Genomic DNA, 24,991 nt, shown 5'->3' on the forward strand with positions numbered 1-24,991 from the left:
CTCGCGGGTGGTGTCGTCTACGGGGCTATGGGCCCGCGTCGAGCCCGGTTTCGGTTGCGTGAGACCGTGTTGTCGGTCCTGGACGGTGCGGGCCGGGCGTTGTCGACCGATGAGGTCACCGCGGCGCTGCCGTGGTGTGTCGAACCGCCATGATGGGCCTTGCCGATTGTGGTGTGAGTCGGTGTTGCCGGTCGCGGTGTTCGGGCAAGTCCTTGAATGCCATCAGGATTGGCACGTCGTGGCGATCGCCCGCCCCAAGTATCAGGTTTACATTCGTGTGTTGCGCAGGGCTTTTCGGTGGTCTTCGGTCGGGCGGTGATCGAGGACGCCGACACCCGGTCGGCGCCGCTACCGTCCCCTTGATCGACGCAGGCGAACCTGTGGGCGTCAATGAAGGATCCGCAGGTGTTCGGTGATGGCGGAGAATGATCGGTGTGGATCGAGACGCGGTGATCGAGCAGTTGACGGCGAAGTTTCCCTCCGCCGAGGAGTTCTTGGCGGGCTGGTCGACGCATGGGCCTGGAACACCGGGCCCGGTTCAGGGCGTGGCACGGTTCACTTTCGAGGTGTTCGACGATCCGCGGCTGTTGTTGGTGCTGGGTGTCGGGTGGGCGGGGTCCAGGCGTGTGGCGTGGTGTTTGTGGGGTTCGGCCAGTAATGGACCCGACCCCGATATCGAGGTGCCGGTAGCGATTCCAGCTACTTTGAGTGACTCTGCGCGGCGCGCGCTGCAACTGCTGGCTGTCGACCAGGACGAGACCGAAGAGGCCGCGGCATTCGAACTCGCCGACATCGAGGTCGCCCACCAGGTTGCGGAACTGGCGATGAGCGTCGCGGGACGTACACCGGAAAACGATTACACGGCAGCCGATTTCGGTGCGACGGTCCATGCCGTGCTTCCTGGCACAGGTGATGTGGACGTGATCTGCGTGGGCACCCCGATGTGGATTGGCACGTAATAACGCTCACCACCGCAGCCGGGCTGGTTTGTCGTGTCTGCGTGCCCGCCACCGCCCGGTTGTGCTTGGGCTGGACCTGTGGCACGAGGTCGACGAGTAGGTCATGGTGATCGGGGCTGTGCCGCGGGTGGGTCGAACAACTCGCACGCCGTGGCTTCTCGGTTGTCACCACCCTCGCCGGATACGTGTTGGACGGCCCTTATGTAAATAGGACCGGCAGGTCTGTTTCGCCAACTCGCAACCGAGAACGAGCTCACCTTCGCTGGGGCTGGGGCCGTCTGCGACGATCCGGCCAACCAGTTGCTGTTGCGAGACGTGGGAAGGGACGGTCGGGATGATCTGTCAAATGGTGGGGCCGCACGCGGCCTATCGACCTTGGCGACCTGCCCGTCGGTCCGGCAACGCTACTGCTGATGGCGAAGCATGGTTTCCCGCGCTGGCCGACGATGCGTGACGGCGCGTCTTTTACGAAATCTGTTGGATCTCAATTGATTTGACCGCGTCCCGGTAGTTCACGGTCGGGGATCTCGCATGAATGTGTGGACGCCTCGAGTCTGTAGCGGTGTTGCCAGCGGCTACGTTGCCTTCTACAGTCCGAGGTCGCCGGCCGCAGGTGCAGCAGGCGGCGGGGATGGCTCGGGGTTGGGGCGGGAGTAGTCGTGTCGGCCGGTCAGGGTTTCGCCGACGGCATCGCCGGGGATCATATTTTGAGCGTGGACGGTGTAGACAGTTCCTCCCTGTTCGAATTTGATGTGGTGCCCGGTTGTGCTCGTCGGCTCTTCGTACGCCGTGTTCGACAAGGTGCTGTCGGCCGGTGTGGCCGATGCCCTCGGCTTCTCGGCGGTGCTGTGTGCGTGGGCACCCAGGCTCGGCGCGCCCGCGGCAGCGGCGGCGAGCGCGGCGCGTACCTCGGCAGTGGCAGCGCTCATGATGGCTTCCGCGTCGGGCAGCGGGAATGGTGCGGGGGCACCGCCGGTGTAGTCGCGGTCGGCGTAGAGATCGCCCTCGACCACCCGATTGGCGTGAGCTGTTCCCACCACGAGGTTGGCGGTGCGGAACTCCGCGATGTCGTCGGTCGTGCTCGACGGCTCTTTGCGTGCCATATTCGACGAGGCGCTGTCGGTGGGTGTGGCCGATGTCCCCGGCTTTCCGGCGGCGCCTGGTACGGGATTGCGCTGGGCCGGAGCGCACGCGGCGGCCGCGTCGAGCGCGTCGCGTACCTCGGCGCTGATGGCGCTGGTGGTGGCTCCCGGGGCGGGCGGGGGCAGGTATTCAATCGGTGGTACTGCATACCGGGTGTAGTCGCCGGAGCGGATCAGGAGTCTGCGGTATTGGTTGGCGCGTTCGGGGACAGCGAATCGGGCGGTGGCGTGATGGTCGATTTCGCTCGTGGGCCTGTCCGCGGTGACTTCGTACCGGAGCGAGGGGTCGTGAGGGGGCGCGAATCGCAGTTCCACTGCGCCCGGAGGTGGGTAGTCACCGACCAGAAGGCCGAAGTATTGGTCGGCGCGCTCGAAACTGCCGAATTGTGCGGTGGCGTCGGGGTCGATTTCGCCCGAGGTTTTGTCTTTCCAGGCGATGACGGCGACCGCAAGCAAGGGGCGGGGAGTGGTCACAGGCTCTCTCCGATCGAGTACAGGTGCAGTGTGGTGGGGGATTCGTTGACCCATGGCGACGTTCGCACGGCCGGGGTGGGAGAGCCAGGTAAAAATCCACATTCGGAACCGGAAAGATCCGCGGCCGCGAAGACGCACGGCCGAATCGTGACCGTGAGAGCGTCTGTGCTGGTGGCGGTGAGCCCGCCATCGTGGCGTCCGTGGCGGGTAGCATCCTGCACGGCGACGCGTCCGGTGACGGTGCCGAGACGGGGCCGGTGCACAGAATTGGCTGCGGCAGAGCAGATCACAACATCGGGGTCAGGCATGATGGTGGCCTCCTGCGCGCGAGGGTAGCCGCGCCGAGACGGGGCTTCGTGCGGGTTTCGCACTCGTGGTGTGAAACCCGACAGTCGATGACGTGCTCACGGCGTTTGCCAGAACTCCGCCAGAGGGGCGGTTCGGGGAGACGTGAGACAGCCGTCGACGGTCGATCGTCGCTGGTGACGGTGTGTTGCGGCTGATCAGGATCTGTTGTCGGAATCGGTGTGGCGGCTCTATGACTACGTCGCCGACCGGTTGAAGACCGCCCAGGATGCGGTGTGACCGGCTTCGGCTGTGAGATCCTTACAGGCTGTTGCGGTTTCACCGCTTCGAGCGGTCGCGCTGTTGGTGCGCGCTGCCGCTGGTGGCGTGTCTAGTTGAGTGGTTCGGTGTAGATCTCGATGACTTTGTCGGCGAGTTGGGTTCTTTGTTGGTCAGTGGTTTTGTAGAGGGGACCGGTCAGGCAGTAGTCGGTGTTGATGCCGATGTAGGGGTGGATGCCGATGCAGTCGGGCACGGCTAGCGACAGCATGGCTTGGTTGCCGATGAACCGGGTCATGCGTGCTGGTGGGGCGTGCTGGTCGGACCAGGTGAGTGTGTCGGGTTCCAGCCGCCACAGCGATACTGGTGTGACCGGTGTCTGCATTCCTCGAACCAGGTTGTCTCCGTTGGTTTTTTGGTGCATTTCCAGGAGGCGATGGAGGCGTAGAAGTGGTTGTCGGGCCCGTACCACAGGTCGCGGATGCCGACGCCGACGGGGAATTCGTCGTCGCGGGGTGTGGCGGCGGACAGGTCGGTTCTGCGGGTGTTGCCGTCGGGGGTGAGCACTTCCACTGTCGGTGTGGACTCGCATCCTGATCCGGTGTTGGCGATGAGGATCTGCTCGTTGGGTCCGGATACGCCGTCGGAGATCGAATCTGATTGTCGTGAACCGGTATTTATACGCAGTCGTGGGGCGGATCGCTGCGTAAGGTCGGGCGTGGTTCTCAGCGATTCCCATCATTCCGGAGGCGAATTCTGTTGGTGGACAACGATTTATCTTGCCTCGTCGCGCGACGGCTCGGTGCTTTGGTGACCCGCGATGCGGTGCTGATCGGATCCGCGGCCATCGACGCGGCACTCGGCGGCCGCGCCAGCATGCCGATCGCGGTATCGGTCGGTGAGGACGCCTACCGGTACCTGCGCACGGACCCTGGTTGGGTGCGCGCCGGGTCCCGGCTGGTGCGCGATGAGGTGTCGGTCGAGATGGGCTGGGGCAGGCTGTCGCACACCGAACTCACCGCCAGGGCGTGGAAGTTGCCCGGTGATGTGGGTGTGGCCGCGCTGCCCATGGTCTACGCCCAGATCCTCGACAGCGACGACGACCACGCCGCGAGGCTGGCGGCGCGGATCCGGGAACGCCTGCATGACCCGGCAGCGGGCCCGTTGCCTCGCTATGTTGCGGCGTGGGAGAACGCGGCGCTGGCTGCGACGCTGCCCGACGGCGTGGCCCAGGCCCCAGGGGCGGGCCACGCGCTGGCGTTGGCTGCGAACGGGTTGCTGACGTTGTCGACTCTCTACGGCGACCCTCGCCGCGGACGTGTCGGCCAGATCATCGGCACCGTCGAGCTGCCCGCCTACCAGGTGGCCGCGACCTATCACCACGCTGGTGGTGTGCTGGCGGATCTGGTGCGGCTGCACCAGCATCTGCGCACGCTGCGTGCCACCCCGGCCGACCATCTCGCGGCGATGGCCGCAGAGGTTTACAGCGATGTGGTGTACGGGCATGGGCGCTGCAGTAACAACCCGACCAGCTATGACGAACTGCGCTCGGCGGACCTGGCCGCCGCGCACGCGCTGGCCTTGGATATCGACCCCGACACCGCGGCGCGAGTGCACCGGATTGTGGCGGGCACCGGGTTCGACGAACGCACCCGCACCCAGAGCGGCGCCCACGATGTCGACACGGTCGTGCAGGCCGTAGCCGGGATCGACTTGGCGGTGCTGGCCCGACCCGAATCGGTCACTGCCACCATTGATCTGGCGGTCGAAGATCTGATGTCGGCCCGTTACAGCCCGACCCGGATCCTCGGTCGAGCTCTGCAGCAATCCGGTGTCCAGGTGCGTTCGACATCGCAAGCGCTGGCGTTCATCGACGAGTACGCCGATATGCGTCCGCGGCTGGACGGGCAGCGGCCCGCGGCCACCAGCGTGCGGGAAGCGTTCGCGCAGCGGATCATCGGCAACGCCGCCTTCACCGAGGGCCACCGCTACCCGCCGACATGGACCCTCGACGACCCCGGCCAGCGCGCCGAGAACGCAACCACTGCACGCGAACTGGGTAGGGGGCTGCTCACCGGACGCCTCACAGCGCGCCACGCCTACACCGCTGCGGCCGAGCATCACCGCCGCTGGTCCCGGTCGTGCACCAAGAGGAAAACCCGCCCCAGCAATCCACAGTCATAACCGCTGCGTCGCAACCGAATTCGGTACGACCCGGTCTGTCGGTAGGGTCTGGGAGCATTCCAGGTTGTCCCTTCGCCGCGCTCGGCATCGGCTACGGCGGCGATCTGCAGGATCAGTTCGCCGCGCAGCGCGTTGTCTTCGGCTGCACCAGCCCCTGGCGGATTCCGTGAGGCTGGTCGAACCGGTTCGGCGGATGCGTGGTGGGCCTGGGGGCAGGGCAGCGGGGCTCCCATCGAGTTCTGTTCCAGCCAGGCCCCGACTCGGCCGCGTTGTCACCGGTTCGCCGGAGGTGCTGATCGGATTTCCACTACTGCGCTGTGTCGGACATCGTCATTCCCACTATCGGGCCGGGACTGTGCTCAGCGTCGGAAACGGAGTGACCATGGAAGTTTCGCTGTCTGGACGCACTTAGGCTGAGGTCGCCATGATGGCGATACATGACGCGACCTGCGCCACGCTGACAACGAGCGAGGCTCGTAACAAACGGGGGTAGCCCCAATCTGCTCCGATCAGCAGTCTCACGACGGAAATGATCAGGAAGATGACACCGAGAGCGAGCAAGACCCAGATCAACCACGCTTGTGTAGGGCTCATAGTTGGAATCCTTCCCTCTGCCACGGGTCGATGATGGCACTGCGGCCGCCCCGAACGGCGTGGTGTCGCGGGTCGCGACGGTGAAGCCTGCGGCGGCGCGCCGCCATGGCGGCAATCATGCCTCAGCGCTGTCGATGGACAATCCGTCGGCGCGGGCGGGCGGTGGAGGTGAGGCGCATGTATCCGCAGTGGCTCCAGGTCGTAGGCCAGCACGCGCCAGGCGAACAGCGGCGGCATACGCGGTCCTTCAGCAGATCGCGCTCATGCCTGCGCCACGCGATCGGATCGCGTCAGGGCAGAGGGTGGCCCATGGTGTCCAGCAGCGTCCTGAGTTCTGTGGTGCTGCGGTGGCGCAGGGTTTGCGCGGTTGCGGGCAGGCCGACGAGTTCGACCGCGTCGACTATTTCGGCGCGCTGGGTTTCGTCGCTGTTGGTGATGGCGGTGTGCAGGCGGGCGTCGAGGGCGCTCAGGTCGGTCACGGTGTGTCCTTTGTCTGCTTCGGTGCTGGGCCGAGAAGGTCGGTGAGCAGTTTCGGGTGGATGCCGCCAACCATGGCAGGTAGCGCGCCGTTGCCCTGAGTCTACTTGCGGCCGAGTAGCTTTCGCGCCTGCTCGAGTGAGGATCCTGCGGATCGGAGTTCGGTGTCGATCCAGGCGAGCCGCAGATCACGGCGTTCAGTGGGCCCGGAGGTGAGTTCGGCGGTCCGGATCAGACCAGCCAGTGCCAGGGCTCCCGCCTCGTGGGGTTTGGTGCCGGGGACGAGGCCGCCTCGGGCGGCGAAGGTGGGCGACAGCAGTCGCGCGAGGTCGTAAGGTCTCAGGTCGAGTGTGATCGGGTTCGGGTCGATCTCGCCGTCAACGAGTGGAGGGATCCAGGCTCGGGTTTCGTCTGGTTCGTTCTCGTCGGCGCGGCGGCGTTCGAGATAGGTAATGGCGCGTCCGATGCCGGTGGCGAGGAACAGGTACAGATCCGAAGCTGCGGGCATGGGTTTCTCCTGATCGCTGTCTTTGCTCGACCCTAGTGGTGTACTCCGACATGGTCGGCCACCGTCGATGCGCGACCTGCTGCCTCGTTGATCGCGTGGCGCTGATCTGCAGCACTCCGCGCGGCACCCTGGTGCTGAGTTCTCCGGCGCTGGTGTGGCCGTCCAGGCCGCCGCAGTGATAGGTCATCATGACTTCGGATTCGACATGCGGGCGCAGGGCGTGGTGCCGACGGGGTGGATTGAATTGTGTTGTGCCGCAGGGGCAGCGGGGTACGCCCCGCGGCCTGTTTCGAGGATGTGTTCGAGGTTGATGTAGAGGGTGCGCCGGTGATCCACCGGCGCGCGTAGGCGTCGGCGAGCTGCGTTTTCCCGGATCCGGGCGGTCCGATCAGCGCGCACCCGCCGCCGGTGGTGACCTGCTGCCAACCGTCACCGGTGTGGTCGAGATAGCGGGCGGCGCGTTCGGAGATATCGCCGACGACAGAGGGGTGTGGTGCGGTCATCATGGCCTCATGTCAAAGGGGGCGGGGGTGTTGAGGGGTGTTGAGGGGTGCTCACCATGGCCGGTCGTGGCAGGTGTTGAGGGTGTGGGCGAGGCGGGTGAGCAGCAGGTGCAGCGCGGTCTCGCCGACCGCGCCGGTGTCGTGCAGGTGCCTGGCGTCGAGGCGGTCTACAAGGGTGGGGCCGCCGGGGATGACAGCGTGGAATATCAGGCCGTCGGCTCCATCGCGGTGGTCGCGTCGGCCGTAGGTGGCATAGAGGTAGATGGTGACTCCCGGTTTGGGTTCCCATCCGGTGACGGTGAGACCGTCGCGGCCGCCGTCGTCGTTGTCGTCGCTGATCCAGCCGAGCATGTCGGTGACGATGTGGCGGTCGAGCAGTTCGAAGACGCGCAGGTCGTTGTCGAGGCCGAGCAGGGTGCGGTAGGTCGCGCCGGGCCGAGCGTCGGGGTCGGGGGTGATGTCGAGCCACGCTGTCAGGCGGGCGGGATCGTAGGTGACCACGGGCCCGGTAAGGGCGGGTGTGTCGGTGAAGAGAGAGGTGGTGTCCAGCGGGGCGTTCATGGTCGTGCTCCTTGGGTGTGTGGCGGGTGCGGGCCGGTGGGGTTATTGCGTGCCCGTGAGCGGGATGGATCGTCCAGGGCCGAGGTACCCGATGCGGCCGGTGGGAGTCAGCTGCGTGTGCGGGCCACCGAAGCGGGCCCATGCGGCCTGGTTCGCTTCGGCCTGCCCGGAACGGTTCTCACCGAAGCCGACTCCTTCGAAGTGGACTGGGCCTGGCGTCTCGACGGGATCGCCTTCGATGTCCAGGATCGCGTAGACCGGGCCGAAGTACCCGAGATGGGCCCCAGGGTGCCGGATGTCCCGGATGTCTCGGCCTTGTTCGTGTACACGCAGCGAAAACCGCGACAGGAACCTCTCGCATCGTGCGTCGTCGACTGCACATGTGCCAGCGAAGCGCCAATAGCCCCACGGGGTCCACAGTTTTGATGGCATGTTGTAGGAGATCTCCAGGTACAGGCCGGATTCGGTTTGGTGGCCGAAGGGGTTGACCCCACCGATTCGGTACCCATCGGCATCGTGGGAGGAGATCTCCTCGTCGTAGATCTCGGCGATGTGCAGGCACTGGCCTACGAGGCGGCGGCTGTGCTCGTCGCTGCGTGTGTTCGTGTGTGGCGCCTCGGACACGTGGGCCATCTCCTTCGATTGGGTCAGCACTGTGGTCGAGCGTGACTGTTAGTTGTGTTATCTCATGAGGTTGGTTATTCGAGGGCCCAGCTGATCGGGTTCAGCGCCCCCGACCGAGACGGCGAGGCCGATACCGGTTGGCCGATGCCGGGGCGGCGGTCGTGATTGTGTGATTCAGGAATTTGCCGTGTGGTTCTTCTCCAGCGCAGCGGCCAGTTGCTCACGGACCTCTGTGTCAGACCAGCCCCAGGCGTGTGCGAGCGCTATCAACTGCTGGTCGGACCAGATCCTGCGCAACTCGTCGTCGCTGGGAACGAAGTCGATGACGCCCTGCATCGCAGTGCGCATTTCCACAAGGTCCCTCTCGCTCGGTCCAACGATCATGGTGTGAATTCCTTTCGGTAGCTGAAGGTTCGGTATCCAGCTTCAGACGCTCTGCCGACCCGGCAGGCGGAACCAACCTCATGAGACAGCACAGTTGGTTCAACACTGTTCGGGTCAGCCGCCCAGCAGGCCTGCACAGGATTGTGGCGGCTGGTTGGGGGTGGCGGCTGCGGTGGTGAGGGTGCGGGCGTCGATGTCGTAGCCGCCCCAGGGGGAGCGGCCTGGCACGGCGCGGGTGCCGAGGCTGGTGCGCAGGGTGGTGATCGGCCATCCGTTCGGCCGGTCACCGAGTTGGCTGATGATGGATGCGGCCCATTGGTGATGGGCGTGCGCGGTGTGGTCGCCTGGGTCCGGGACGACAGATGGGTCGTTGCGCCAGCCGGGGCAGGCGTGGTCGAGGGCGGCGAGGACCGCGGTTTCGCGGTTGGTGGTGGTGGGGCCTTCCCATGTGCATCGGCTGCATGCGCCGCGGTAGACCAGCGCGCCGACGCAGTGGCACGGCGAATAGCACACGCAGCGCAGGTCAGCGCTCAGGACAGTGGCTTGGCAGTGCTTGGTCGGCTGGTCCGGGTCGCCGACCGTGACGCTCCAGGCTCGTGCGCGATAGGTGCAGCCGAAGCGGCCGTAGCGCGCTATCCAGTCGGTGTATTCGGCGGCTCTGGCCTGCAGCCCTCGGGCGGGGCTGGCGTAGAGCCGTGGCAGGCCGTGTGCGGCGATCTGGGCGGCCCGGCGCTGGTCGTCGATTCGTTTCAGCTCGTCGAAGATGTCGATCTGCTCCATCACTGCGGCAGGCCTGTCATGGTGTGGTGCCAGTGCTCACTCACTCGGCACGGCCACCAGATGCGCTGGCTGGTGCAGCGGCAGTGCTCGAGGTGTTCTTCGGTCCGGTCCGGAAGCTGGAGTGTCTCGACGCGCAGGACACGTTCGGTCAGCACCGCGCGCAATCCGTTGTCGGAGAGGGTGTCTCCCTGCGAAGAGTCGGTGCGGACGTTGCCGGAGTCGTTGATGCCGGTGACGAGGCAATGCTGCGGTGGGGTGGTGTCGAGCATGACCGCCCTTGTCTTTGGGGCGGGGCCCCTTGCTGGTCTGGGGGTTTCGAGGTCGGTGAAATCGGTTGCCGCTACGCAGCGGGTTTGCCGTGCCTGGCGAGCACTTCCGGAATCAGGTAGTCGTTGTGTGGATGGTGGGCGGAAAGTTTCCGGTCACGAACGATCCGGCCGTAGACGGTTCTCGACTCGACTGCGACTGGGGTGTCAGCGGGAATGTTCGGGTTGAGGATGCGCGCGTAGATGAGTGCGTAGTGAATCTCGGTTTCGAGTTGGAACGTGTCGGGTGAACCCATCGACGTGTTCGAGTAGATCGCCTGATCGTTGAGCGACACAGACAGTGTGTGTTCGGTCCGGTAGTCGTAGGACATTCGTAGTCTCCATTCGATGGAAGTGGTTGTGGCGGTCGGTGTCCCACGCTGGAATCGAACTCGGCGCGGGCGCGATGGGGGATGGGGGATGGTTACAGCGTTCGAGACACCTTGACGGCCTGACCCGAGTAGGCGAATCGAGATGATCGCGTCTTGCGCGTAGGCATGAATTCCCACGTCTCGGGTCGCGGGTTGCGGACCTCGCGGACTTCCATCATTCCGCCGCGCACCCGGTACCCGTCGATCTCGACAAGCCAATTGCCTGGTTCGACCTCGTCGGGGCTCAGGTGTTGCCAGTACTCGTGGGGCTCGTCACCCATCGGATTCTCCTGTCGGAGTTTGGGTTCTAGTGGTCAGTACCGCGCCCACAGGGTGGGCGCGACACAAATGACTAGTCCTCGTCGAGTTCTGCGAGCTCCGCGCGGAGCCGGGCATTCTCGGCTTCGAGATGACGCATCCGCGCCGCCACGCTCCACTCGGACGCCTCCATGACGATCTCGACTTCTTCCGGGTCGTAGGGATCGAAGTCGACGCCGGGGGTGAACGTCAGCGGGGAGCGGTACTGCCCGTCGACCTCGGCCATCGAGGTGTAGTCGCCGATCATCATCTGAATCTCCTTGCGTGAGTGGTCTAGTGGTCAACACCGCGCCCGGGTGGTCCGGGCGCGAGGCAAACGACTAGGGCAGCTGGCGGGCAGCGCGGATGACGACGTCGCTGGCGGTGTCCTCACTCTCGAGGTCATCGATCCAAATGTCGTACGCCGCAACGATCTCGGGGTGACGGTCGTACAGGGTTTCGATGATGACGTTGCGAACGAGTCGCTCGGCCTCGTCGAGTTCGCCGATCGTGTCGAGGTCTGCGAATGCTTGGAGGGCAGTGGCGAGGGCGGCGGTGTCGTGCTGCCCGATGCTCTCGGTGAGTTCTTTGCGGGTGGTGGTGGCGGTCATCTGTATCTCCTCGAGGAGGTTCCGGGTTGCCGGGTGGGGCTCAGAAGAGCCACCGGTCGACCACGTAGCAGGTGATCCAGAGCGCCGGGAGGGCGATGGTCGTCTGCACGATGGGCAGGTGCTCGCCGTTGGTGATCACGATCAGGGCCGTGATCAGGGCTGTGAAGGAGGTGATGGTGGTGGCGTGGTGAGCGGCGTCCTTGTGGGGCGTGTTGGTGTCCATGTCGGGGCCCTTTCTGAGCGAATCTCTGCTGTCTCCCAGCCTACCCAATATGCGACATAGTTTCATAGATTTTCACGAAACTATGTCGCATATTGGGTGGTTGCCGTCCGGTCCCCTCGCTGCGCTGGTGTCACGCATCGAATGGGTTCTGGATGATCGCGAGCGTCATCGCGGTCAGCTGGCCGCGTCGGCATCCGGGAGCTCGGTAGAGGGGTTTGCGGCGGGTGAGGTAGATCTGAGTGCGTTGCAGGCCGCCACCCGCGGCTTCAGTGGCTCTCGCGCATCGCCTGCGATGCAGGTTCCGGCCTCTCGGCCATCGGTTGTCGACCCGGCGCTGGAAGCCGGCCTGGCCCTGGAAGGGCTGGGCGTGGACGGGTTGGGCGTGGGGAGTAGCCGCGCCCCTCTATCCGATGAACCATCGTCGGCCACAACCGCTTTCCCCACAGGTGCCGTCACCGGTGAGCGATCCAGGGGCGTTGCGCAGGTGTTGGTCGACATTGAAACTGCCTACGTCGCGGGCGCTTTCGGGCGTTGAGCGTGCCCACGAGCCATCGGCCCGAATCGGGCACTTTGGCGGCGGCACCTTGCCGACTCTTGGGCCGCTGCCCTGTCTGAGCGGATCTACATCTCGTCGTCGTAGGGGCTACGCGGGAGCCAGACATCGGCAGGGCCGGTACCTCCGACCAGCCACTTGTGGTATTCAGCGGTTTCGCCACTCGGTGACGCCGCCTACCGCGACGGCGAGCAGATCGCTGAGCTGCTGGGTGTGGACTAGAGCCTTCGCGGCCTTGTCCAGGGCGTCGCGCACGTAGTACGTGGACGGCTCGTCGGGGTGTGATTCAAGCAGCTCGAGGCGGGGGAGATCTGCTCGAGCTGCTGGACGAAAAACAGCTGCGCGTGTCATCGGGGCCCGGGTGCGTTGTCGTTGCGACGGCATCGGTCACGAACAGTTGAGTGTCCTTGTCGGTCGAACAGGCCCCAGCGATCGCGAGGCGGGCCAGGTCGCGCTCGCCGGGGTGTCACCCGCGCGGCCTGCGGGGCCGTCGCGGAGTCCGGTTCACCTCGGTCATGCTGGGGTAGGTGTCGGCTACATGGACTTCGGTATGGACTTCAGTTGTGCCGCAATGGAATTAGTGTCGCCGGTCGTCTCGGGTGTGTGTGGGGTGGGGTTGTAGCGGGGGTGAGGGGGCTTGTGGTGGGCATCGAGGGTGAGGGCGTGGTCGAGGCGGGTGCGGGTCAGGGCGGGCAGCCGGTGGACGGCGCGCCAGTCGTAGCGGCGGTGTCGGGCTTCGTCGTCGAGGGCGTCGCAGTGGGCGTCCCAGCGTTCGTAGGCGTCGGTGTCGAGGGTGCGGGAGGCGTTCGCGCGTTGTGCGCGGCTGTGGTGCAGTGCTTGGACCAGGGCGTCGATGGTGAAGTCTTCGAGCTGGTCGGGGCTGTCGGGGATCAGGGCCGGGTCGTAGCCGGCGCGGTATTTGCGCCGCCAGTCGGCGATCTGGTCGGCGCTGCGGTCGTGGTGGTCGGCGAGTTCGCGTGTGAGGCGGTCGTATTCGACGCGTTCGCTGCTCGAGAGGCGGGCGCGGGTCAGGGCGGCTCGGATCGGGGGCCGATGGTAGAGCTCGTCGAGGGCGGCCAGGACGGCCAGCACGGCGGTGGCGGCCGCGACGGTGGTGGCGGCGCCGATGTAGTGGTCTCGGTTGGGCATGAGGGGGCCTTTCGGTCGATCGGGGCCGGAGAACAACAGGTCGAGTGTTGCCCGGTTCGAGGGGAAGTGGGGCCGCGGCTCGCACTGCCGGTGTGTGAACCACGCCCGGGTGTCACAGGGTGGTCGTGGTGAGGTGGGTGTGGAGGAGGTGCGCGAGCAGTGGGGCTGCGGCGGCGGCGATGTCGTCGCAGATCGCGGCGAGGGCCGCAGTGTCGTGGCGGTCGAGTGCGGTGCGCAGGCGTTGGTCGAGGGCGGGCAGATCGGTGGGGGGTTGCAGTGTCTGCGCGCCGGGGCCGTCGTCGCCTTCGCTGAGGATGGTGCCGTGGCAGCCTGCCTTTTCGAGCAGGTCGAATACCTTCGGGTAGTCCCACAGCGGTTCGGTCTGGATGCGCAGGTATAAGGTGCCGTCGTCTCGGGGAGTGATCCATGCGCCGCAGGCGCCGGGGCGCTCTTCCTCCCCGTCGTCATCCCAGTCGCGGAAGTCGCTGGGCGCGTCGTCGGTGATTGCTCGGGCCACCGTGGCGGCCACCGTGTGGGCGAGAGCGGTTCGGTCGAGGTCGTCGATGGATGATGACTGATTCAGCAGCTTCTCGGTCAGCATCAGTCGTGCCACTCGCTGTAGGGGGTCGTAATCGCCTGCGGGGGCGGGGAACTGGATTTCGGCTTCGTAGGTGTAGGGGCAACTCATGGCGGGGTGGCCTCTTTCGTGTTCATGCCGCGGGTGGCGGACGGTGTTGCGGTGGTGTTCAGGCGGACCCGAATTGGAAGGAGTAGAAGCCGCCGTCGCTGTGGACGTGGAATCCCCACTGCTCGAGTTGGTCGATCTCGTGTGGGGTGAAGGCGGTGTCGTCGGCGCAGACGTGGAGGGTGTCGTGCGTGCAGTAGAGCGGGCTGGCGGGGTTGGCGGGGTGGCGGCTGAGCAGGGTGAGCGCGGCCAGCAACTCGCGCCATGCCTGCGGTGTGTCGGTCGGGGTGTCCATGTCTTTGGGGTTCTCCTGTTCGGGCGGGATGCTTCCGGTACCTCGCTGTGAGGCAGAGGTGCGGGGGTGTGAATGTCCTTGCCGGGCAGCAGTGTTCGGTCGAAGGCCGCCAGCCTGGAATATCAGGTGCGGCAGCGCGAGCAGCCGGTGGCGTTGGGGCCGGGGCCGTGCTGGTGGATGGTGAGCAGTTCGGTGCGGGTGGTGACGGGGGTCCACACCATTCCGCGTGGGCAGCGCGGGCAGGCGGATCCGGCGTCGAACTGGCCGGTCGCGGGCAGGTAGCGCAGCGGCAGGGCGCGCCGACCGGCCGCGATGGTCCAGGCGACGTGCCCGCGCGGAACGGAGTGGGTGTCGTTGCGGTGCAGGTGATATCCCACGTCGATCCCGAACAGCTGCACGGCGCGGATCCAGGCGTCGCGGCGGGTGTCGGGGGCCAGAGTGCCCGCCAGCAGGTCGGCCAGCGGGTCCGGCGGTGGGGTGAATCCGCCGGTGGCGGGGTCGTAGATGCCGCAATGGGTGCACCATGCGGTGGTGCCGGGCCGCAGGCACCCGTCGGCGAAATACTCACCGCAGCAGGGGCAATGGTGGGCGCGGCGCTCGGCGTCGCTGCCTTCCGGCGACCCGCACCCCTTGCACGGCCTACCGGAACCGGTGGCGGGATCGAACGAGCGCCGCGGGCGCGGCGGGGTGGCGGTTCGGTGGGTCGGACAGCGCAAGCTCATCGAAACGTCCTGGATACTCGAAGGATCGGCAAAGGGTTGCCGGTGGTGGGGCGGGGGTGTCGGCGCGTAGTTCGAGCACGCGAATGCTGTTGTGTGCGCGGTCAACTCGGTGTGTCCTCACCGGTACGCCCAAGGTCTGCGACACGGGTGAGGGTTCGGTCGACGTCCTCGAGGGTGTGCTCACGCGGCCCAGTCCTCGACCATCTCGACCCGCGGCTGGCGCTCGGCCAGGGCGATCACCTCGGCCATCGACAGTTTGTGCTGGAAGCGGTGTCCGATCGTGGTTTCCAGCGTCGCGATGCGCGCGGCCAGATCGGGCCGCAGCTGGGCTGAGAGCACGAGCGCTGATCGTGAGGCCAACACACAGAACGAGCAGCTGAGCCGGGGAAGACCCCAGCCGTAGGCGGGGTGCGGGCGGGTCCCGGCCTCGGCGATCAGTTCCCAAATTCCGTCGGTGCTCACGTGGTGCACCGGAAGCCAGGTATCGACGTGGCGGCGGCCGTTGGACGCGCCGTATCCGCCGGTGAGACCGGCGGGGATCTTTTCCTTGCGGGCTTTCAGCTCGGCGCGCGCGGCGGCCTTGCGCCGGCACGGCACGCAGGGACAGGTGGGGCTGCCGTCGTGGGCGAAGGCCGCCAGGCGCCGGCGCGCGGGGGACTCCTGGGCGCGCAAGCCCAGGACATTGAGCAGCCGGACCTGGTCGCGGCCGGACCGGCTGCGCGCGTCGGCGGTGAGTGCGGTCATCACCCTCCGAATCGGGCTGCGCTTGAAATCCGAAGTGCAGTAACGATTTCGGGAATCCGGGAACATACCGCGTGCGGCGATGGCGGCCAGGAAATCGGGGCCGTTGCGGCGGACCTTGATGAACGGGACACGGTAGTGCTCGGCATGTTCGGCCGCGAGTGCCGCCACCCCCGACCATTCCATTTCCCCGAGGTCTGCATGCACGCATACGACGCGGTCGGCGACCCTGGCGGCTCGTGCGGCGCGCATGGTGAGTTCGAAGGACGCCTGGGAATCCTTGCCGCCGGAGGAGTTGACCAGGATGATCTCGTAGTCGCGCAGGTCGGGGGTCGGGGGCGTCAGAGCGGTGACGTCGGGCAGATCCAAAAGCAGTTGGGTCATCGGCCTATCCAGGTTTCGGGGTCGTCGTGCTTCGCGTGTCGCGCGGCAAGGTTTCAGTCGCGGTCGCCGGCGCCGGGATCGGGGCCGTCCTGGCGGCGCTTGATCCCCTTCCTCGGCCACGACTTGAGCACCCTGCTCGAGCGCGGGGCATGGACTTGATGCCGCCCGGGGTGCTTGTGGGCGCGGTCGCAACGCCACGGCAGGCCCTCGTCGTAGGTCTTGCTGCGGCAGGTGGCTGTCTTGGTCATCGGAATCCCTTCCGAGAGTGGGGATTTGACGGTCACGCCGGAGTGGGTGGCGTGCCCGGCCCGCTGCGGGGCCGTACCTCCAGCCTACCTATATGCGACATAGTTTCATAGACTTTCGTGAAACTATGTCGCGAAAAGTCTGGTGTGCCTGCCGTCTCCCTGACGGGTCACATCTGTTGCGCGCCAATGACTTCCGGTCGACGCCGTGCAGTGCCGCACGCGGTGACGGCTCAAGCCGGATCGGGCCGGAGTCGGCCGAAAGCGCGAGTGCCCCGAAATAACTCGGTTGCCGCGCAAAGAGATGGATGACAGCACCGTCGCAGCACACGGTGCATGCCATCACGTCCAGGTGCTCGGACTCCTGAGCGGTCATCACCCGGATCCGGAAGCTCTTGTCACGCACGGCATCCGGGAAATCGACGGCGTGCGCACCCCACGGGGAGCCGTGGGGGGATCACCGGATGCGGCGGCTGGTGACCTGTTTGGAGGGCGCGGTCAGCAGCGCCGGGTCGGGGGTGGCTCCGACGATCCGGTAGGCGGTGCGGATGCAGGCCTTGCAGGTGGGAGTGCGCTGGTCTGGAGGGTCGGGCAGCTCGAAGAGCAGCTTCCTCGACCGCGAAGGCGTACAGCACAGCGAGGAGTGCTCGCTGCGGTGCAGACGGCCCACACTCACCGGTCGGGTAGGAAGAATGTGGTCGGCGCCGGAGACGTAGTTCTCGAGGTGCAGCGGTCCGGAGTAGTTGTAGGCGACCTTCACCGGCACGGGGAGCTGGGCGACCAGCGCCATCCAGGCGTCGTGGACTGCTCGGGCGTGCGCGGCGGCGGCTTCTTCGCGGGGCGACCGGGTGGGCGCAGGGCGCGGCGCGGCGGGCGGTTCGGGTTCGGCGGCCGCGGCCAGGTCCAGCAGGACCAGTTCGTACCCGGTCAACGCCCTGGTCCCGGTGAAGGGTGCGCCGAGCACCGCGCTGGCCCAGGCCCAGTTCCTGCTTGTGAACTCGGTGACCCGCTGCAGCTGGGCCGGGTCGACGAACCGGCAGTTCTGCCGGTCGGCGTCCTCGCGCAGTCGGGTCAGCTGTTGGGTGGTCAAGGCGGTCGCCATGAACTTCTCCTGCCGGGCGAATCGGAGGGGCCTGGATAGTCGAAGGCGGCGGCAGCAGCGGTGTCGGCGAGTAGTTCGGGCACACGAATTCTGTTGTGCACGTCGTGAACTCGATGACGTGTCGCCGCCAGCGCGCCCAGGGGTTATGTGTTGTCGTGAACAGCGAAGTTGTGGAGGTCGTGACCGCCGGTGAGGTCGGTGTAGGTCAACCCGGGGACCACGGCTCCGGCCCAGGTTGCGGGCTCGCCCGGGCTGGCGGGGGTGTCGGGATCGTCGGCGGGGGAGTGCAGCCATTCCCACGGCTGGTCTGCGAGATAGTGCAGCGCTTCGCCGTTGTTGGCTTGGATGTAGAAGGCGCTCTCGCCGCTGTAGCCGTAGGTGTCGAGAAGGTCCCAGACGCACACGATCCGGAGTCCGGACACAGCGCTGAGTCGGCTGAGGACCGAATAGACCTTCTCGGAGGTGTAGTCGTCGTGCATGCATCCGCGCAGCTCGGCCGGGGCTTGGAATGGTTTGTCCAGCTCGGCCAGGGACTGGGTGATCTCGCGCCCTTGCTCCTCATAGCGGTAGGCCATCAGCTGGACGTGGCCGATGAGTGTTCCGAACATCTGGTCCACAGTGTCGGTGGTGAACGGAAAGTCGGGCACACGTTCTTCGACCCATTCGGTGGGGTCGGAGGACGGCAGGGGCGGCAGGGGCAGGCTGCGCAGCCGGTTCAGTGTCCGGGCGACCTCGCGCAGCTCAGCTGCCGCCGTGTCGGCGGTCTTGCCACCGGAGCGCCAGATATAGCGCATGGATTGCAGCTCTTTGTCGTGCACGTCGACTACTTCGGAATCGACTGTCTGGCAATCGATGTCGCTGGTCATAGCGGTCCTTTCGCGAAGCTGGATGGGGTCGGTGTTGGCGAGGTGTCTGCCGCGCGCGCCCTGACACGGACTCGGGACGCGTGCGGTGGCGGGATCAGCCGCGGCCGTCGACGTCGACGATGATCCATTCGTCGCCCGTCGACAGGCGGCGGAACCAGTAGTCGTCGTGCATGTCGCTGGTGATGGTCAGCCGATACCTGTCGGGGCTCCAGGTGCGCAGTTCGTCGCCGGTGCGCGTGAGCGCGTGCTTGGCTTCGGGATCCAGGCTTTCCCAGTGGCGGGCGTAGTCGGCGAGGTTGCCGGCATACAGCGTGCCCTCGTACTGCCACATGTATTGGCGTGGTTCCCCGTGCAGACAGTTCTGGCGGTGGGGGACGTGCACGTCGCCGACGAGCGATTCCGAGTCCTCGGGGCAGTCGCAGGGCTTGCGGGCAGCAGAGATGTTGCGTTCGGCGATCATCGCGCCGTTCAGCGTGATCCGCACCGGCTCGTCCCTGGCGAGGGGAGGGGTGGTCATGTCGACGGTGACGGTGCCGGTGTCGTTGCGGCCGAAGCTGATTCGCAGGTAGGGCTTGTCGCCGTCGGGGAGGGAGTACGTCATGAAATCGGTGGAGGCGGTGCCGTTCATCAGGGCTCCTGTCTGGGGTGGGTTGTGGTGGCGCGTGAGAGCGGGTGGCTCGCCCGGCCCGCTGGGCGGGTGCCCACAGCCTACCTATTAGCGACATAGTTTCACAGTAATTCACAAAACTATGTCGCATATCGCTCGGGTGGCTGCCGTCGCCCCTGATGGTTCACATCTGTTGCGCGCCACGACCTTCCGGTCGGCGTGGTCCGGTGCGCCGCGCTGTGACGGCTCGTGAGGTCGGCTCCGCCCATCGGTGATGGCACCGGCCGACTTGCTGCGCCGGTGCCGAGGATCGTGTACATGCGTGATGCGTGCAGCGGTGTGTGCTCGCGCGAACGTCGTTCGCGAAAAGGGGTGTTTTCTGGTGTGGGAGAAGGTTTTTCGATGGTTGCTGGGGGCGTTGAATCGGCGTTACTGTGTGAGCACGCCAGCAGATCGCAGCAGGTAGCGGAGGTTCCGGGCCGCCGTGTCACCGGCTGCGGCGAGTGTGGCTGCCGACGGTTCACGCCCCTGTTCCGGGTGTGTGGAGCGCGCCGGCGCGAGTGACCGAGAAAGACGAAACCCACCCCCTCATCGCGGGCAAACGATGTGAGAGGGCGGGTTGTATCCCCAGAAGCTGGGTGACACCACACAGCTGGTGTGATGTACGTGTATGACGATAGCGGATAGGGCCGACATCTGACGAGCTCTCTCCCTCGCCGCACGCGTGTCACGACCGTGTCGCCTCTCCCGGCTCTGGGCCCGACCGAAAGGGAACAGGGCGTGAGCCACCTCCACGAAACATTGGTCAAGCGTGTGCATCTGGTCGATATCGCGGCGACGCGCTGGTGCGCCGCCAAGTCGGTGCTGCGGTGCATCGCTGGTTACGCCAGCGAAGCCTCCGGCGACACTGCTTGGCCCGGGGTCGAGTTGATGATGATCGAAACCGGGATGAGCGAGTCGGCGGTCATCAACACCACCACGCTGCTCGTGCAGAAGGGGTGGATCACCAGTCAGCGCCGCCCGGGCAGCTCGAACCGCTACCGGCTCAACGTCGCCCGGCTGCGCGCTCACCAGATCGAGAAGACCGCGCCGGGCGTGGACGAGTCGGGACAGGTGCACACCACCTCACGCTGGATCGTTCCCGGTCGCAGCACCGCCCGCGAGCGCACCGCCCGCCAGGCCGCGCGCCGGGCCGAAGCCGCCGCGGCCCGCCCGCTGGTGGACTTCACCGAGCAACCGCAGGTCACCACCAGCTACGCCGATCCGGTCGCGGCGCCGGATCCGGTACCGCCGCAGCCGAACACGTCGAATCCACGTAATCGAACACGTCGATTCGACGTAACCGAACACGTCGGATCGACGACCGAATCAGTAGTGACAGCGAAGAGAACAAACAGACAGCACGCGCACGCACCGCGCGGGCGTGCCACGACAGCGACTGCTTGCCTGCCTGCTGGTATTGCTTCGACCAGGAAAAACCCGCGCTGGACAGGGGTTTCGGCCCATGTCACCGCCTCGGCGGGACCGCAGGCGAGTGCCGCTGAGCAGCTGCTGGCGGGGTTGGCGTTGCCGTGGCCGGGGGCCGGTGGTGTGCTGCTGGTGGACAACAGCGTGATCCGCGGTGAAGCGGCCGCCCTGAACAAACGCCTGGACGAGGGCGGATGGACCTGCGAGGCCATGGCCGCCGCGATCCGCACCCGGTTCAGCACACAAGTCGACACCTTCGGCGGGCCCGCCAACATCGGCAATGTCATGGGAGTGCTGCGTAACGTCCTGCGCGATATCCCCCTCACTGCTCACGCCGTTTCCGCAGCTCAGGAACAGGTTGGGGGACAACGGGATTCGATCCCGTGGTGCGGTGCCTGCGACGCGGACAACAGGTGGATCACCGAGATCGGCGAAAACGGTCGACCGCGCTCCTACCGCTGCCCGGACTGCCATCCTGTCGAGGTGGCCAAATCGGTGTTGGTGAGCTGATAGGCGCGCCGACACGACCGGGTGAAATCCGGTTCACCACCCCTGTGGGCCCGCCATCGCGCCGACCAGTCGCGGGAGAGCCTTGCCGACCCCGGATTCCGTGCGCGCGTGAGGATCTCGGCCATGACGGAAGCGCCGTCCCCGCGCATCGGTCTCTCACGGCAAGGTGTCGAGCAGCACCTCGGGATCGAGACCGGCCAGCAGCTCGGCGCGATCGGTGAGCACGTACCAGCCTCGGGCGGTGGCCTCGGTGACCGCGTGCGCAGCGCTGACCAGCGCGTCCGCGTTGTCCTGGTGCCCGCGTCGGCGCAGCAGCGCGCCGAGATCGGCGGCGGTGGTCCGGTCCAGGATCGAGATCATGGTGTGCGGGGCGTCGAGCAGCACGGCCAGGGCATCGCGGTCACGGTCGGTGGCTTCGGCGGCGGCGAGCACCGCGGCCGGCACCAGGACGGTCCCGCCGTGCTCGACGATGGACCAGAAAATGCCCTGTGGATATGGGTTGTTGTGGATCCAGCCGAGTACGGCGGCGGTGTCGAACACGATTCCCGACACCGCGGGCACGGGTTGGTTCACGCAGCGCCCGACCGCGTTTCAGGCGCGGTGGCCCAGGCCTGGGCGCTGATCGTGTCGGCCTGGGCTTCGGTCAGTGGTGTGAGTCCTTGCAGCGCGCGGCCGTGGTTGATGATCTCCAGCGGGGGCCGTTTCGGCCCGGCGGCGCCGCCGTGGACGGTCTCGACGGCGCGCAGTGAGGCGTCGCGGTCCATACCGGCCTGCACCTGGTCGCTGACGTACTCGCTCACGGAGGTGATGCGCCCGTCCGCGCGCCACTGCTCCAACGTGGATGCCACGGTCTCGGGAACGCTGACCGTAATCTTCCGCGTCTTCTTCGCCATACCAGAATCGTATCGGGTATGGCGCGCCGAGCGCGAGAGCGTGACTCCGTGAGCGAACTTCCGCGCTGGTGCAAAAATGGCGACGGTGCCACCGGCGTGAGTCCGGTGGCACCGTGATCGCGGGGCCTATTCGGGGTGGGATCAGGTCAACCGAGCGCTTCGGTGATCTCGGCGATGCGGTGAGCGACGCGGGCCAGCGTGGCGTTGTCCTCGGTCTCGGCGACGTGGCGGGCGACGCGGGCCAGCTCGGCGTTGCGAGCTGGGTCGCTGCCATTGCCGTTGATCACCGGCATGCCGGCGCGGGTCAGCGAGGGCCAGGTGTCGGAGAGGCCGGCGGGGTCGGAATCCAGGACGAGGCCGGTGAGTTCGGCGAGCTGCGCGTGGCGGTCCATGTTCGACATCATGGTCATTTCGGAACCCCTTCTCGATTGCTTCTGCAGATCAGTCTACCCTATATGCGACATAGTTTCCTAGAGCTTCACGAAATTATGTCGCATACATGTAGGTTGGTCTGCAGCCAGGATCATGGCGCACGCCGACACCAACCGCGACGAACTGCTCACGGAGTTCGCCGAGTTCTTCCAGGACCGCACCCCGTACAACCCCACCAAACGCCGGGGTTCGTTCCTCAGCCTGGGTATCGCGGTGATCGGTCGCGCCAGCGCCGCCATCTTCGCTGGAAAGGGCATCGCCAAGTGCAGCGGAAGCAATCGAAAAGGGGCCGACGAGTACACCGAAGTGGCCCGCCGCGCCCGCCGCCTGGCCGAGATCGCCGACGCGCTCGCCCAACTCGACTAATCCCACCCCCGCCGGTACCGGGCACTCGCGGGGCCGCACCGGCGATCTTCTCCCAAGGGAACCTCCATGGACATCACGCTGGTTCTGCCCGGGCCGCCCTTGTTGACGAGCTCCTGACGTTCTTCTCCGGTGACGAGGGCGTCCGGGGTACTCCGCCGCGATGGCATAGGGCTGGCCACGCGCTTCGGTGGCCTCGAGCCGGAAGCCGAGCTCATCGCTTTCGCTGTCCGCGTCGCTCGCCTGGCCGCGATCACCGCCGCCCTCACCTGGAACCGACTAGGCCGTGCGCCGACGGTTGCGTTGCCGAGAACGGCGAAGAACTCAGCTGAATAGCGTTGCACAAGAGGGGGTTCCAGAAAATGACCATCGCCGAACTCGAAGCACCCGGAGGCGCCCTCTGTGTGGTGGCGCGATCCCCGTCTTGAGCCGCCGCGACTGATCTGAAGATGGCCGGAGGGCCGCTCTGATCGTCGAACTCGCCGACCTGCACCCCTCGCTGGGGCGTCTTCCCGCGTCCGGCTTCGTCGTGTCGAAGCCGAATCGGGAGGGGTGGGGGAGGGGTCGCCTCAGCCGAGGTGGGCGCGCATCTCGGCGACGCGGCTGGCCTGGGTATCGAGGTGGGCGTCGAGTTCGGCGAGCGCGGCGCGGACCTGTTCGGTCAGGGGGGAGTCGGGGGTGGGGGTGGTGGGCAGGACTTCGGCGGGCGTCTCGTTTTCGGGGTCGGTGATGCGTCCGGCAATGTGCAGGGCGCGCAGCGCGGCGTCCGCGGTCCTGGATCGGACCCCGTAGAGGGTGACGAGGTCTTCGGCGGTGAGGGAGGTGCCGGGGGGCAGGGTGCCGGCGTCGATGCTGGCCACGACCTGGGTGGCGAGGTCGTGGACCTTGGGGCGGCGGGAGTAGTGGTGCTCGCGGGGTCCCCGAGGGGCGCTGAGCTCGGGGTCGATTTCGCGGCGGGCGAGCTCGCGCAGGACCTGGGGGTAGGCGAAGTTCCCGAGTTGCTCGATCTCGGCGCGGCTGAGTGTGCCTTCGCGGATCGCCTGCACGGCGAGGTCGTCGCGCAGCGCGCGGACCGCTTCGCCGTAAGCCTCGGCGAGGCGGTCGAGGTCTCCGGCGTCGCGCAGGAGGGAGGCGGTGTCGGGCATGCGGAACATAGTACAAGGTTTTGCAAAATCCTTCGAAACTATGGCGCATACCGACTATGAATGATAGTTTCGTAGTAATTCACGAAACTATTACCCATAACGTGGAGTCGAGGAAACATGAACCGCCGCAACGGATCCCGCAACCGCACCCAGTCCCGCACCACGACCCGCACGCGCCGTAACCGGCCTGGGCGCGCCCCTCGTCGCCCGGCGCGACTGCGGTTCCTCGGGGTGTGGCTGCTGCTGGCCGCGATAGCCGTGGGCGTGCTCGGCGTGCTGGTGCTGACCAGCGACCGCACCCCGGCCGCCGCCAGCGCCGCTGCCGCCGCCACCGCCGCCACCGCCACCGCTGGCGTCGAAGCGCCGACGGCGACTGCGGGGACGGCGGGGACGGCGGGGACGGCGGGGACGTCCGGCAAGTGCGCGATGTTCTGCACCGATCACTCCTTCGCTTCTCCCCGCGCTACCGATCCCGCCCATTCCGAGGCGGTCGATCCGGAGGGCACCGGCGCGCCGTCGACGCCGGGGTGCTGGATGTTCTGCACGGCAGCGGCACCGGTCCACCTCGACCTGGGCAGCGGGCACAACGGCAACGGTGGCGGTGTGAACCTGGCCCTCGGTCACGACTCGAGCGGCGGCCACAGCTCATGGCGGATGGACCTGTAGCCGCGCCCGCGCACTGACGTCGATCCCGAAATCGCCTGGGAAGGACCACCATTCATGACCGGCATCAACTCCAACACCGGCGCGGAACACCCTGATCGCCCGGTGCGGGTCCGCGCGCGCCGCCGCACCCGCCGTGCGCAACGGCGCGCCGATCGGCCTGGTCTGCGCAGCAGCGTGCTGCGTCGAGCTGCCTCGTTGGCCGAGCTCACCGACCGCTACCAGCCGGAGATGACGTTTCTGCGCGAGCAGGGCTTGGACTCCGAAATCGTGTGGCACGACGGGTGCAGCGGGCTGCGTGCGCGCGTCGATGACGGGCACTACCTGCACGCGACCAATGGGGACCACTGCCTGATCGGCCGTGTCGAGGAGAACAGCAACGCTGTCGCGGGCCCCTGGTATGTCGGCATCTACACCCTCGAGGGCGACGCCGAGCGCATCACCGAGGAACAGGTCGCCGAGGGCATCGCCACAGAGTTCGCCGCCGCCTTCCATGCCGCTCGCGCATCACAGCGCCAGCACCTGAGCCGCTGAACCCTGGTGCGGCACAACCGGACCAGCACCTCCGCCATGCAGGGCCACGCCGTATACCCCGACCAGCCGATACG

At 66.7% G+C, this 24,991-nt stretch carries 34 protein-coding genes; 6 read left to right on the forward strand and 28 right to left on the reverse strand.

Annotation, left to right across the window (positions count from 1 at the left end; genetic code table 11):
* The first annotated feature begins 434 nt into the window (after positions 1-434).
* Positions 435-959, forward strand: a complete 525-nt coding sequence (locus tag ACQP2U_RS43580) for a hypothetical protein (RefSeq protein ID WP_433716939.1) — start codon at positions 435-437, stop codon at positions 957-959.
* 587 nt (positions 960-1,546) lie between these two features.
* Here the strand turns inward: ACQP2U_RS43580 and ACQP2U_RS43585 are convergent.
* The gene (locus ACQP2U_RS43585) at positions 1,547-2,575 is read right to left on the reverse strand and encodes a hypothetical protein (protein ID WP_433716937.1); all 1,029 of its coding nucleotides are present in this window, start codon (positions 2,573-2,575) and stop codon (positions 1,547-1,549) included.
* Positions 2,576-3,251: 676 nt separating this feature from the next.
* Positions 3,252-3,524, reverse strand: coding sequence for a hypothetical protein (locus ACQP2U_RS43590; protein WP_433716935.1), 273 nt, complete (start codon positions 3,522-3,524; stop codon positions 3,252-3,254).
* A gap of 425 nt (positions 3,525-3,949) precedes the next feature.
* Between ACQP2U_RS43590 and ACQP2U_RS43595 the strand changes: the two genes are divergently transcribed.
* The gene (locus ACQP2U_RS43595) at positions 3,950-5,323 is read left to right on the forward strand and encodes a hypothetical protein (protein WP_433716933.1); all 1,374 of its coding nucleotides are present in this window, start codon (positions 3,950-3,952) and stop codon (positions 5,321-5,323) included.
* Positions 5,324-6,207: 884 nt separating this feature from the next.
* Here ACQP2U_RS43595 and ACQP2U_RS43600 read toward each other — a convergent pair.
* The 22 genes from ACQP2U_RS43600 to ACQP2U_RS43705 form a co-directional block, all read right to left on the reverse strand.
* Positions 6,208-6,396 carry a hypothetical protein gene (locus ACQP2U_RS43600; RefSeq protein ID WP_433716931.1) on the reverse strand — a complete coding sequence of 63 codons (189 nt, stop codon included), beginning with the start codon at positions 6,394-6,396 and terminating at the stop codon, positions 6,208-6,210.
* Between the two features lie 101 nt (positions 6,397-6,497).
* Positions 6,498-6,902, reverse strand: coding sequence for a hypothetical protein (locus ACQP2U_RS43605; RefSeq protein WP_433716929.1), 405 nt, complete (start codon positions 6,900-6,902; stop codon positions 6,498-6,500).
* A 554-nt stretch (positions 6,903-7,456) separates the two neighbouring features.
* The gene (locus ACQP2U_RS43610) at positions 7,457-7,966 is read right to left on the reverse strand and encodes a hypothetical protein (RefSeq protein WP_433716927.1); all 510 of its coding nucleotides are present in this window, start codon (positions 7,964-7,966) and stop codon (positions 7,457-7,459) included.
* 42 nt (positions 7,967-8,008) lie between these two features.
* A complete protein-coding gene (locus ACQP2U_RS43615) occupies positions 8,009-8,590 on the reverse strand; it encodes a hypothetical protein (RefSeq protein WP_433716925.1) in 582 nt (193 codons plus the stop codon).
* A 174-nt stretch (positions 8,591-8,764) separates the two neighbouring features.
* The gene (locus tag ACQP2U_RS43620; RefSeq protein ID WP_433716923.1) at positions 8,765-8,938 is read right to left on the reverse strand and encodes a hypothetical protein; all 174 of its coding nucleotides are present in this window, start codon (positions 8,936-8,938) and stop codon (positions 8,765-8,767) included.
* Between the two features lie 150 nt (positions 8,939-9,088).
* Positions 9,089-9,754 carry a DUF6349 family protein gene (locus ACQP2U_RS43625; protein ID WP_433717413.1) on the reverse strand — a complete coding sequence of 222 codons (666 nt, stop codon included), beginning with the start codon at positions 9,752-9,754 and terminating at the stop codon, positions 9,089-9,091.
* Complete coding sequence (locus ACQP2U_RS43630; protein ID WP_433716920.1) at positions 9,754-10,023, reverse strand: hypothetical protein; 270 nt, start codon at positions 10,021-10,023, stop codon at positions 9,754-9,756. Before ACQP2U_RS43630 ends, ACQP2U_RS43625 begins: the two co-directional genes overlap by 1 nt.
* A 71-nt stretch (positions 10,024-10,094) precedes the next feature.
* The gene (locus ACQP2U_RS43635; RefSeq protein ID WP_433716918.1) at positions 10,095-10,391 is read right to left on the reverse strand and encodes a hypothetical protein; all 297 of its coding nucleotides are present in this window, start codon (positions 10,389-10,391) and stop codon (positions 10,095-10,097) included.
* Positions 10,392-10,483: 92 nt separating this feature from the next.
* Complete coding sequence (locus ACQP2U_RS43640) at positions 10,484-10,711, reverse strand: hypothetical protein (protein ID WP_433716916.1); 228 nt, start codon at positions 10,709-10,711, stop codon at positions 10,484-10,486.
* 71 nt (positions 10,712-10,782) lie between these two features.
* Entirely contained in the window at positions 10,783-10,998 is a 216-nt protein-coding gene (locus ACQP2U_RS43645) for a hypothetical protein (RefSeq protein WP_433716914.1), read from the reverse strand.
* 70 nt (positions 10,999-11,068) lie between these two features.
* Positions 11,069-11,338 (reverse strand): hypothetical protein, encoded by a 270-nt coding sequence (locus tag ACQP2U_RS43650; protein ID WP_433716912.1) that lies wholly within the window; start codon positions 11,336-11,338, stop codon positions 11,069-11,071.
* A gap of 40 nt (positions 11,339-11,378) precedes the next feature.
* Entirely contained in the window at positions 11,379-11,561 is a 183-nt protein-coding gene (locus ACQP2U_RS43655) for a hypothetical protein (protein WP_433716910.1), read from the reverse strand.
* Between the two features lie 700 nt (positions 11,562-12,261).
* Positions 12,262-12,465, reverse strand: coding sequence for a hypothetical protein (locus ACQP2U_RS43660; RefSeq protein ID WP_433716908.1), 204 nt, complete (start codon positions 12,463-12,465; stop codon positions 12,262-12,264).
* 183 nt (positions 12,466-12,648) lie between these two features.
* Positions 12,649-13,263, reverse strand: coding sequence for a hypothetical protein (locus ACQP2U_RS43665; protein WP_433716906.1), 615 nt, complete (start codon positions 13,261-13,263; stop codon positions 12,649-12,651).
* A 112-nt stretch (positions 13,264-13,375) separates the two neighbouring features.
* A complete protein-coding gene (locus ACQP2U_RS43670) occupies positions 13,376-13,951 on the reverse strand; it encodes a hypothetical protein (RefSeq protein WP_433716904.1) in 576 nt (191 codons plus the stop codon).
* A 58-nt stretch (positions 13,952-14,009) separates the two neighbouring features.
* Positions 14,010-14,243 carry a hypothetical protein gene (locus ACQP2U_RS43675; protein ID WP_433716902.1) on the reverse strand — a complete coding sequence of 78 codons (234 nt, stop codon included), beginning with the start codon at positions 14,241-14,243 and terminating at the stop codon, positions 14,010-14,012.
* 122 nt (positions 14,244-14,365) lie between these two features.
* Complete coding sequence (locus ACQP2U_RS43680; protein WP_433716900.1) at positions 14,366-14,965, reverse strand: hypothetical protein; 600 nt, start codon at positions 14,963-14,965, stop codon at positions 14,366-14,368.
* A 180-nt stretch (positions 14,966-15,145) separates the two neighbouring features.
* Positions 15,146-16,090, reverse strand: a complete 945-nt coding sequence (locus tag ACQP2U_RS43685) for a phosphoadenosine phosphosulfate reductase family protein (RefSeq protein ID WP_433716898.1) — start codon at positions 16,088-16,090, stop codon at positions 15,146-15,148.
* Positions 16,091-16,143: 53 nt separating this feature from the next.
* Complete coding sequence (locus ACQP2U_RS43690) at positions 16,144-16,338, reverse strand: hypothetical protein (RefSeq protein WP_433716896.1); 195 nt, start codon at positions 16,336-16,338, stop codon at positions 16,144-16,146.
* A gap of 454 nt (positions 16,339-16,792) precedes the next feature.
* Positions 16,793-17,437 (reverse strand): hypothetical protein, encoded by a 645-nt coding sequence (locus tag ACQP2U_RS43695; protein WP_433716894.1) that lies wholly within the window; start codon positions 17,435-17,437, stop codon positions 16,793-16,795.
* Between the two features lie 143 nt (positions 17,438-17,580).
* On the reverse strand, positions 17,581-18,303 hold the full coding sequence (locus ACQP2U_RS43700; RefSeq protein ID WP_433716892.1) for a hypothetical protein: 723 nt from the start codon (positions 18,301-18,303) through the stop codon (positions 17,581-17,583).
* 94 nt (positions 18,304-18,397) lie between these two features.
* Complete coding sequence (locus ACQP2U_RS43705) at positions 18,398-18,931, reverse strand: hypothetical protein (protein WP_433716890.1); 534 nt, start codon at positions 18,929-18,931, stop codon at positions 18,398-18,400.
* A 759-nt stretch (positions 18,932-19,690) separates the two neighbouring features.
* On the opposite strand from ACQP2U_RS43705, the gene ACQP2U_RS43710 reads away from it, so the two are divergent.
* On the forward strand, positions 19,691-20,887 hold the full coding sequence (locus ACQP2U_RS43710) for a hypothetical protein (RefSeq protein ID WP_433716888.1): 1,197 nt from the start codon (positions 19,691-19,693) through the stop codon (positions 20,885-20,887).
* Positions 20,888-21,043: 156 nt separating this feature from the next.
* Here ACQP2U_RS43710 and ACQP2U_RS43715 read toward each other — a convergent pair whose 3' ends face one another.
* The 3 genes from ACQP2U_RS43715 to ACQP2U_RS43725 form a co-directional block, all read right to left on the reverse strand.
* Positions 21,044-21,460 carry a hypothetical protein gene (locus ACQP2U_RS43715; protein WP_433716887.1) on the reverse strand — a complete coding sequence of 139 codons (417 nt, stop codon included), beginning with the start codon at positions 21,458-21,460 and terminating at the stop codon, positions 21,044-21,046.
* Entirely contained in the window at positions 21,457-21,780 is a 324-nt protein-coding gene (locus ACQP2U_RS43720; protein WP_433716885.1) for a hypothetical protein, read from the reverse strand. The genes ACQP2U_RS43715 and ACQP2U_RS43720 overlap by 4 nt, the downstream gene beginning before the upstream one ends.
* Before the next feature lie 146 nt (positions 21,781-21,926).
* A complete protein-coding gene (locus ACQP2U_RS43725; protein WP_433716883.1) occupies positions 21,927-22,190 on the reverse strand; it encodes a hypothetical protein in 264 nt (87 codons plus the stop codon).
* A 115-nt stretch (positions 22,191-22,305) separates the two neighbouring features.
* On the opposite strand from ACQP2U_RS43725, the gene ACQP2U_RS43730 reads away from it, so the two are divergent.
* The gene (locus tag ACQP2U_RS43730; protein WP_433716881.1) at positions 22,306-22,578 is read left to right on the forward strand and encodes a hypothetical protein; all 273 of its coding nucleotides are present in this window, start codon (positions 22,306-22,308) and stop codon (positions 22,576-22,578) included.
* 566 nt (positions 22,579-23,144) lie between these two features.
* Here the strand turns inward: ACQP2U_RS43730 and ACQP2U_RS43735 are convergent.
* Positions 23,145-23,720 (reverse strand): hypothetical protein, encoded by a 576-nt coding sequence (locus ACQP2U_RS43735; RefSeq protein WP_433716879.1) that lies wholly within the window; start codon positions 23,718-23,720, stop codon positions 23,145-23,147.
* A gap of 117 nt (positions 23,721-23,837) precedes the next feature.
* Here ACQP2U_RS43735 and ACQP2U_RS43740 point away from each other — a divergent pair, with 117 nt between their 5' ends.
* Positions 23,838-24,386: a hypothetical protein gene (locus ACQP2U_RS43740; RefSeq protein WP_433716877.1), complete on the forward strand. Its 549-nt coding sequence runs from the start codon at positions 23,838-23,840 to the stop codon at positions 24,384-24,386.
* Between the two features lie 54 nt (positions 24,387-24,440).
* Positions 24,441-24,917, forward strand: coding sequence for a hypothetical protein (locus tag ACQP2U_RS43745; protein ID WP_433716875.1), 477 nt, complete (start codon positions 24,441-24,443; stop codon positions 24,915-24,917).
* The last annotated feature ends 74 nt before the right edge of the window (positions 24,918-24,991 follow it).

This window comes from Nocardia sp. CA-084685 (genome assembly GCF_050955785.1).
In the GTDB taxonomy this organism is placed as follows: domain Bacteria; phylum Actinomycetota; class Actinomycetes; order Mycobacteriales; family Mycobacteriaceae; genus Nocardia.

Bases quoted from the DNA above. Each gene is read 5' to 3' on its own strand.
- ACQP2U_RS43680 (WP_433716900.1), bottom strand. From the start codon at position 14,965: ATGAGCTTGCGCTGTCCGACCCACCGAACCGCCACCCCGCCGCGCCCG.
- ACQP2U_RS43705 (WP_433716890.1), bottom strand. From the start codon at position 18,931: ATGAACGGCACCGCCTCCACCGATTTCATGACGTACTCCCTCCCCGAC.
- ACQP2U_RS43670 (WP_433716904.1), bottom strand. From the start codon at position 13,951: ATGAGTTGCCCCTACACCTACGAAGCCGAAATCCAGTTCCCCGCCCCC.
- ACQP2U_RS43650 (WP_433716912.1), bottom strand. From the start codon at position 11,338: ATGACCGCCACCACCACCCGCAAAGAACTCACCGAGAGCATCGGGCAG.
- ACQP2U_RS43645 (WP_433716914.1), bottom strand. From the start codon at position 10,998: ATGATGATCGGCGACTACACCTCGATGGCCGAGGTCGACGGGCAGTAC.
- ACQP2U_RS43605 (WP_433716929.1), bottom strand. From the start codon at position 6,902: ATGCCCGCAGCTTCGGATCTGTACCTGTTCCTCGCCACCGGCATCGGA.
- ACQP2U_RS43690 (WP_433716896.1), bottom strand. From the start codon at position 16,338: ATGACCAAGACAGCCACCTGCCGCAGCAAGACCTACGACGAGGGCCTG.
- ACQP2U_RS43720 (WP_433716885.1), bottom strand. From the start codon at position 21,780: ATGGCGAAGAAGACGCGGAAGATTACGGTCAGCGTTCCCGAGACCGTG.
- ACQP2U_RS43630 (WP_433716920.1), bottom strand. From the start codon at position 10,023: ATGCTCGACACCACCCCACCGCAGCATTGCCTCGTCACCGGCATCAAC.
- ACQP2U_RS43625 (WP_433717413.1), bottom strand. From the start codon at position 9,754: ATGGAGCAGATCGACATCTTCGACGAGCTGAAACGAATCGACGACCAG.
- ACQP2U_RS43725 (WP_433716883.1), bottom strand. From the start codon at position 22,190: ATGACCATGATGTCGAACATGGACCGCCACGCGCAGCTCGCCGAACTC.
- ACQP2U_RS43640 (WP_433716916.1), bottom strand. From the start codon at position 10,711: ATGGGTGACGAGCCCCACGAGTACTGGCAACACCTGAGCCCCGACGAG.
- ACQP2U_RS43665 (WP_433716906.1), bottom strand. From the start codon at position 13,263: ATGCCCAACCGAGACCACTACATCGGCGCCGCCACCACCGTCGCGGCC.
- ACQP2U_RS43700 (WP_433716892.1), bottom strand. From the start codon at position 18,303: ATGACCAGCGACATCGATTGCCAGACAGTCGATTCCGAAGTAGTCGAC.
- ACQP2U_RS43685 (WP_433716898.1), bottom strand. From the start codon at position 16,090: ATGACCCAACTGCTTTTGGATCTGCCCGACGTCACCGCTCTGACGCCC.
- ACQP2U_RS43655 (WP_433716910.1), bottom strand. From the start codon at position 11,561: ATGGACACCAACACGCCCCACAAGGACGCCGCTCACCACGCCACCACC.
- ACQP2U_RS43675 (WP_433716902.1), bottom strand. From the start codon at position 14,243: ATGGACACCCCGACCGACACACCGCAGGCATGGCGCGAGTTGCTGGCC.
- ACQP2U_RS43735 (WP_433716879.1), bottom strand. From the start codon at position 23,720: ATGCCCGACACCGCCTCCCTCCTGCGCGACGCCGGAGACCTCGACCGC.
- ACQP2U_RS43610 (WP_433716927.1), bottom strand. From the start codon at position 7,966: ATGAACGCCCCGCTGGACACCACCTCTCTCTTCACCGACACACCCGCC.
- ACQP2U_RS43620 (WP_433716923.1), bottom strand. From the start codon at position 8,938: ATGCGCACTGCGATGCAGGGCGTCATCGACTTCGTTCCCAGCGACGAC.
- ACQP2U_RS43740 (WP_433716877.1), top strand. From the start codon at position 23,838: ATGAACCGCCGCAACGGATCCCGCAACCGCACCCAGTCCCGCACCACG.
- ACQP2U_RS43745 (WP_433716875.1), top strand. From the start codon at position 24,441: ATGACCGGCATCAACTCCAACACCGGCGCGGAACACCCTGATCGCCCG.
- ACQP2U_RS43730 (WP_433716881.1), top strand. From the start codon at position 22,306: ATGGCGCACGCCGACACCAACCGCGACGAACTGCTCACGGAGTTCGCC.
- ACQP2U_RS43590 (WP_433716935.1), bottom strand. From the start codon at position 3,524: ATGCAGACACCGGTCACACCAGTATCGCTGTGGCGGCTGGAACCCGAC.
- ACQP2U_RS43635 (WP_433716918.1), bottom strand. From the start codon at position 10,391: ATGTCCTACGACTACCGGACCGAACACACACTGTCTGTGTCGCTCAAC.
- ACQP2U_RS43660 (WP_433716908.1), bottom strand. From the start codon at position 12,465: ATGACACGCGCAGCTGTTTTTCGTCCAGCAGCTCGAGCAGATCTCCCC.
- ACQP2U_RS43695 (WP_433716894.1), bottom strand. From the start codon at position 17,437: ATGGCGACCGCCTTGACCACCCAACAGCTGACCCGACTGCGCGAGGAC.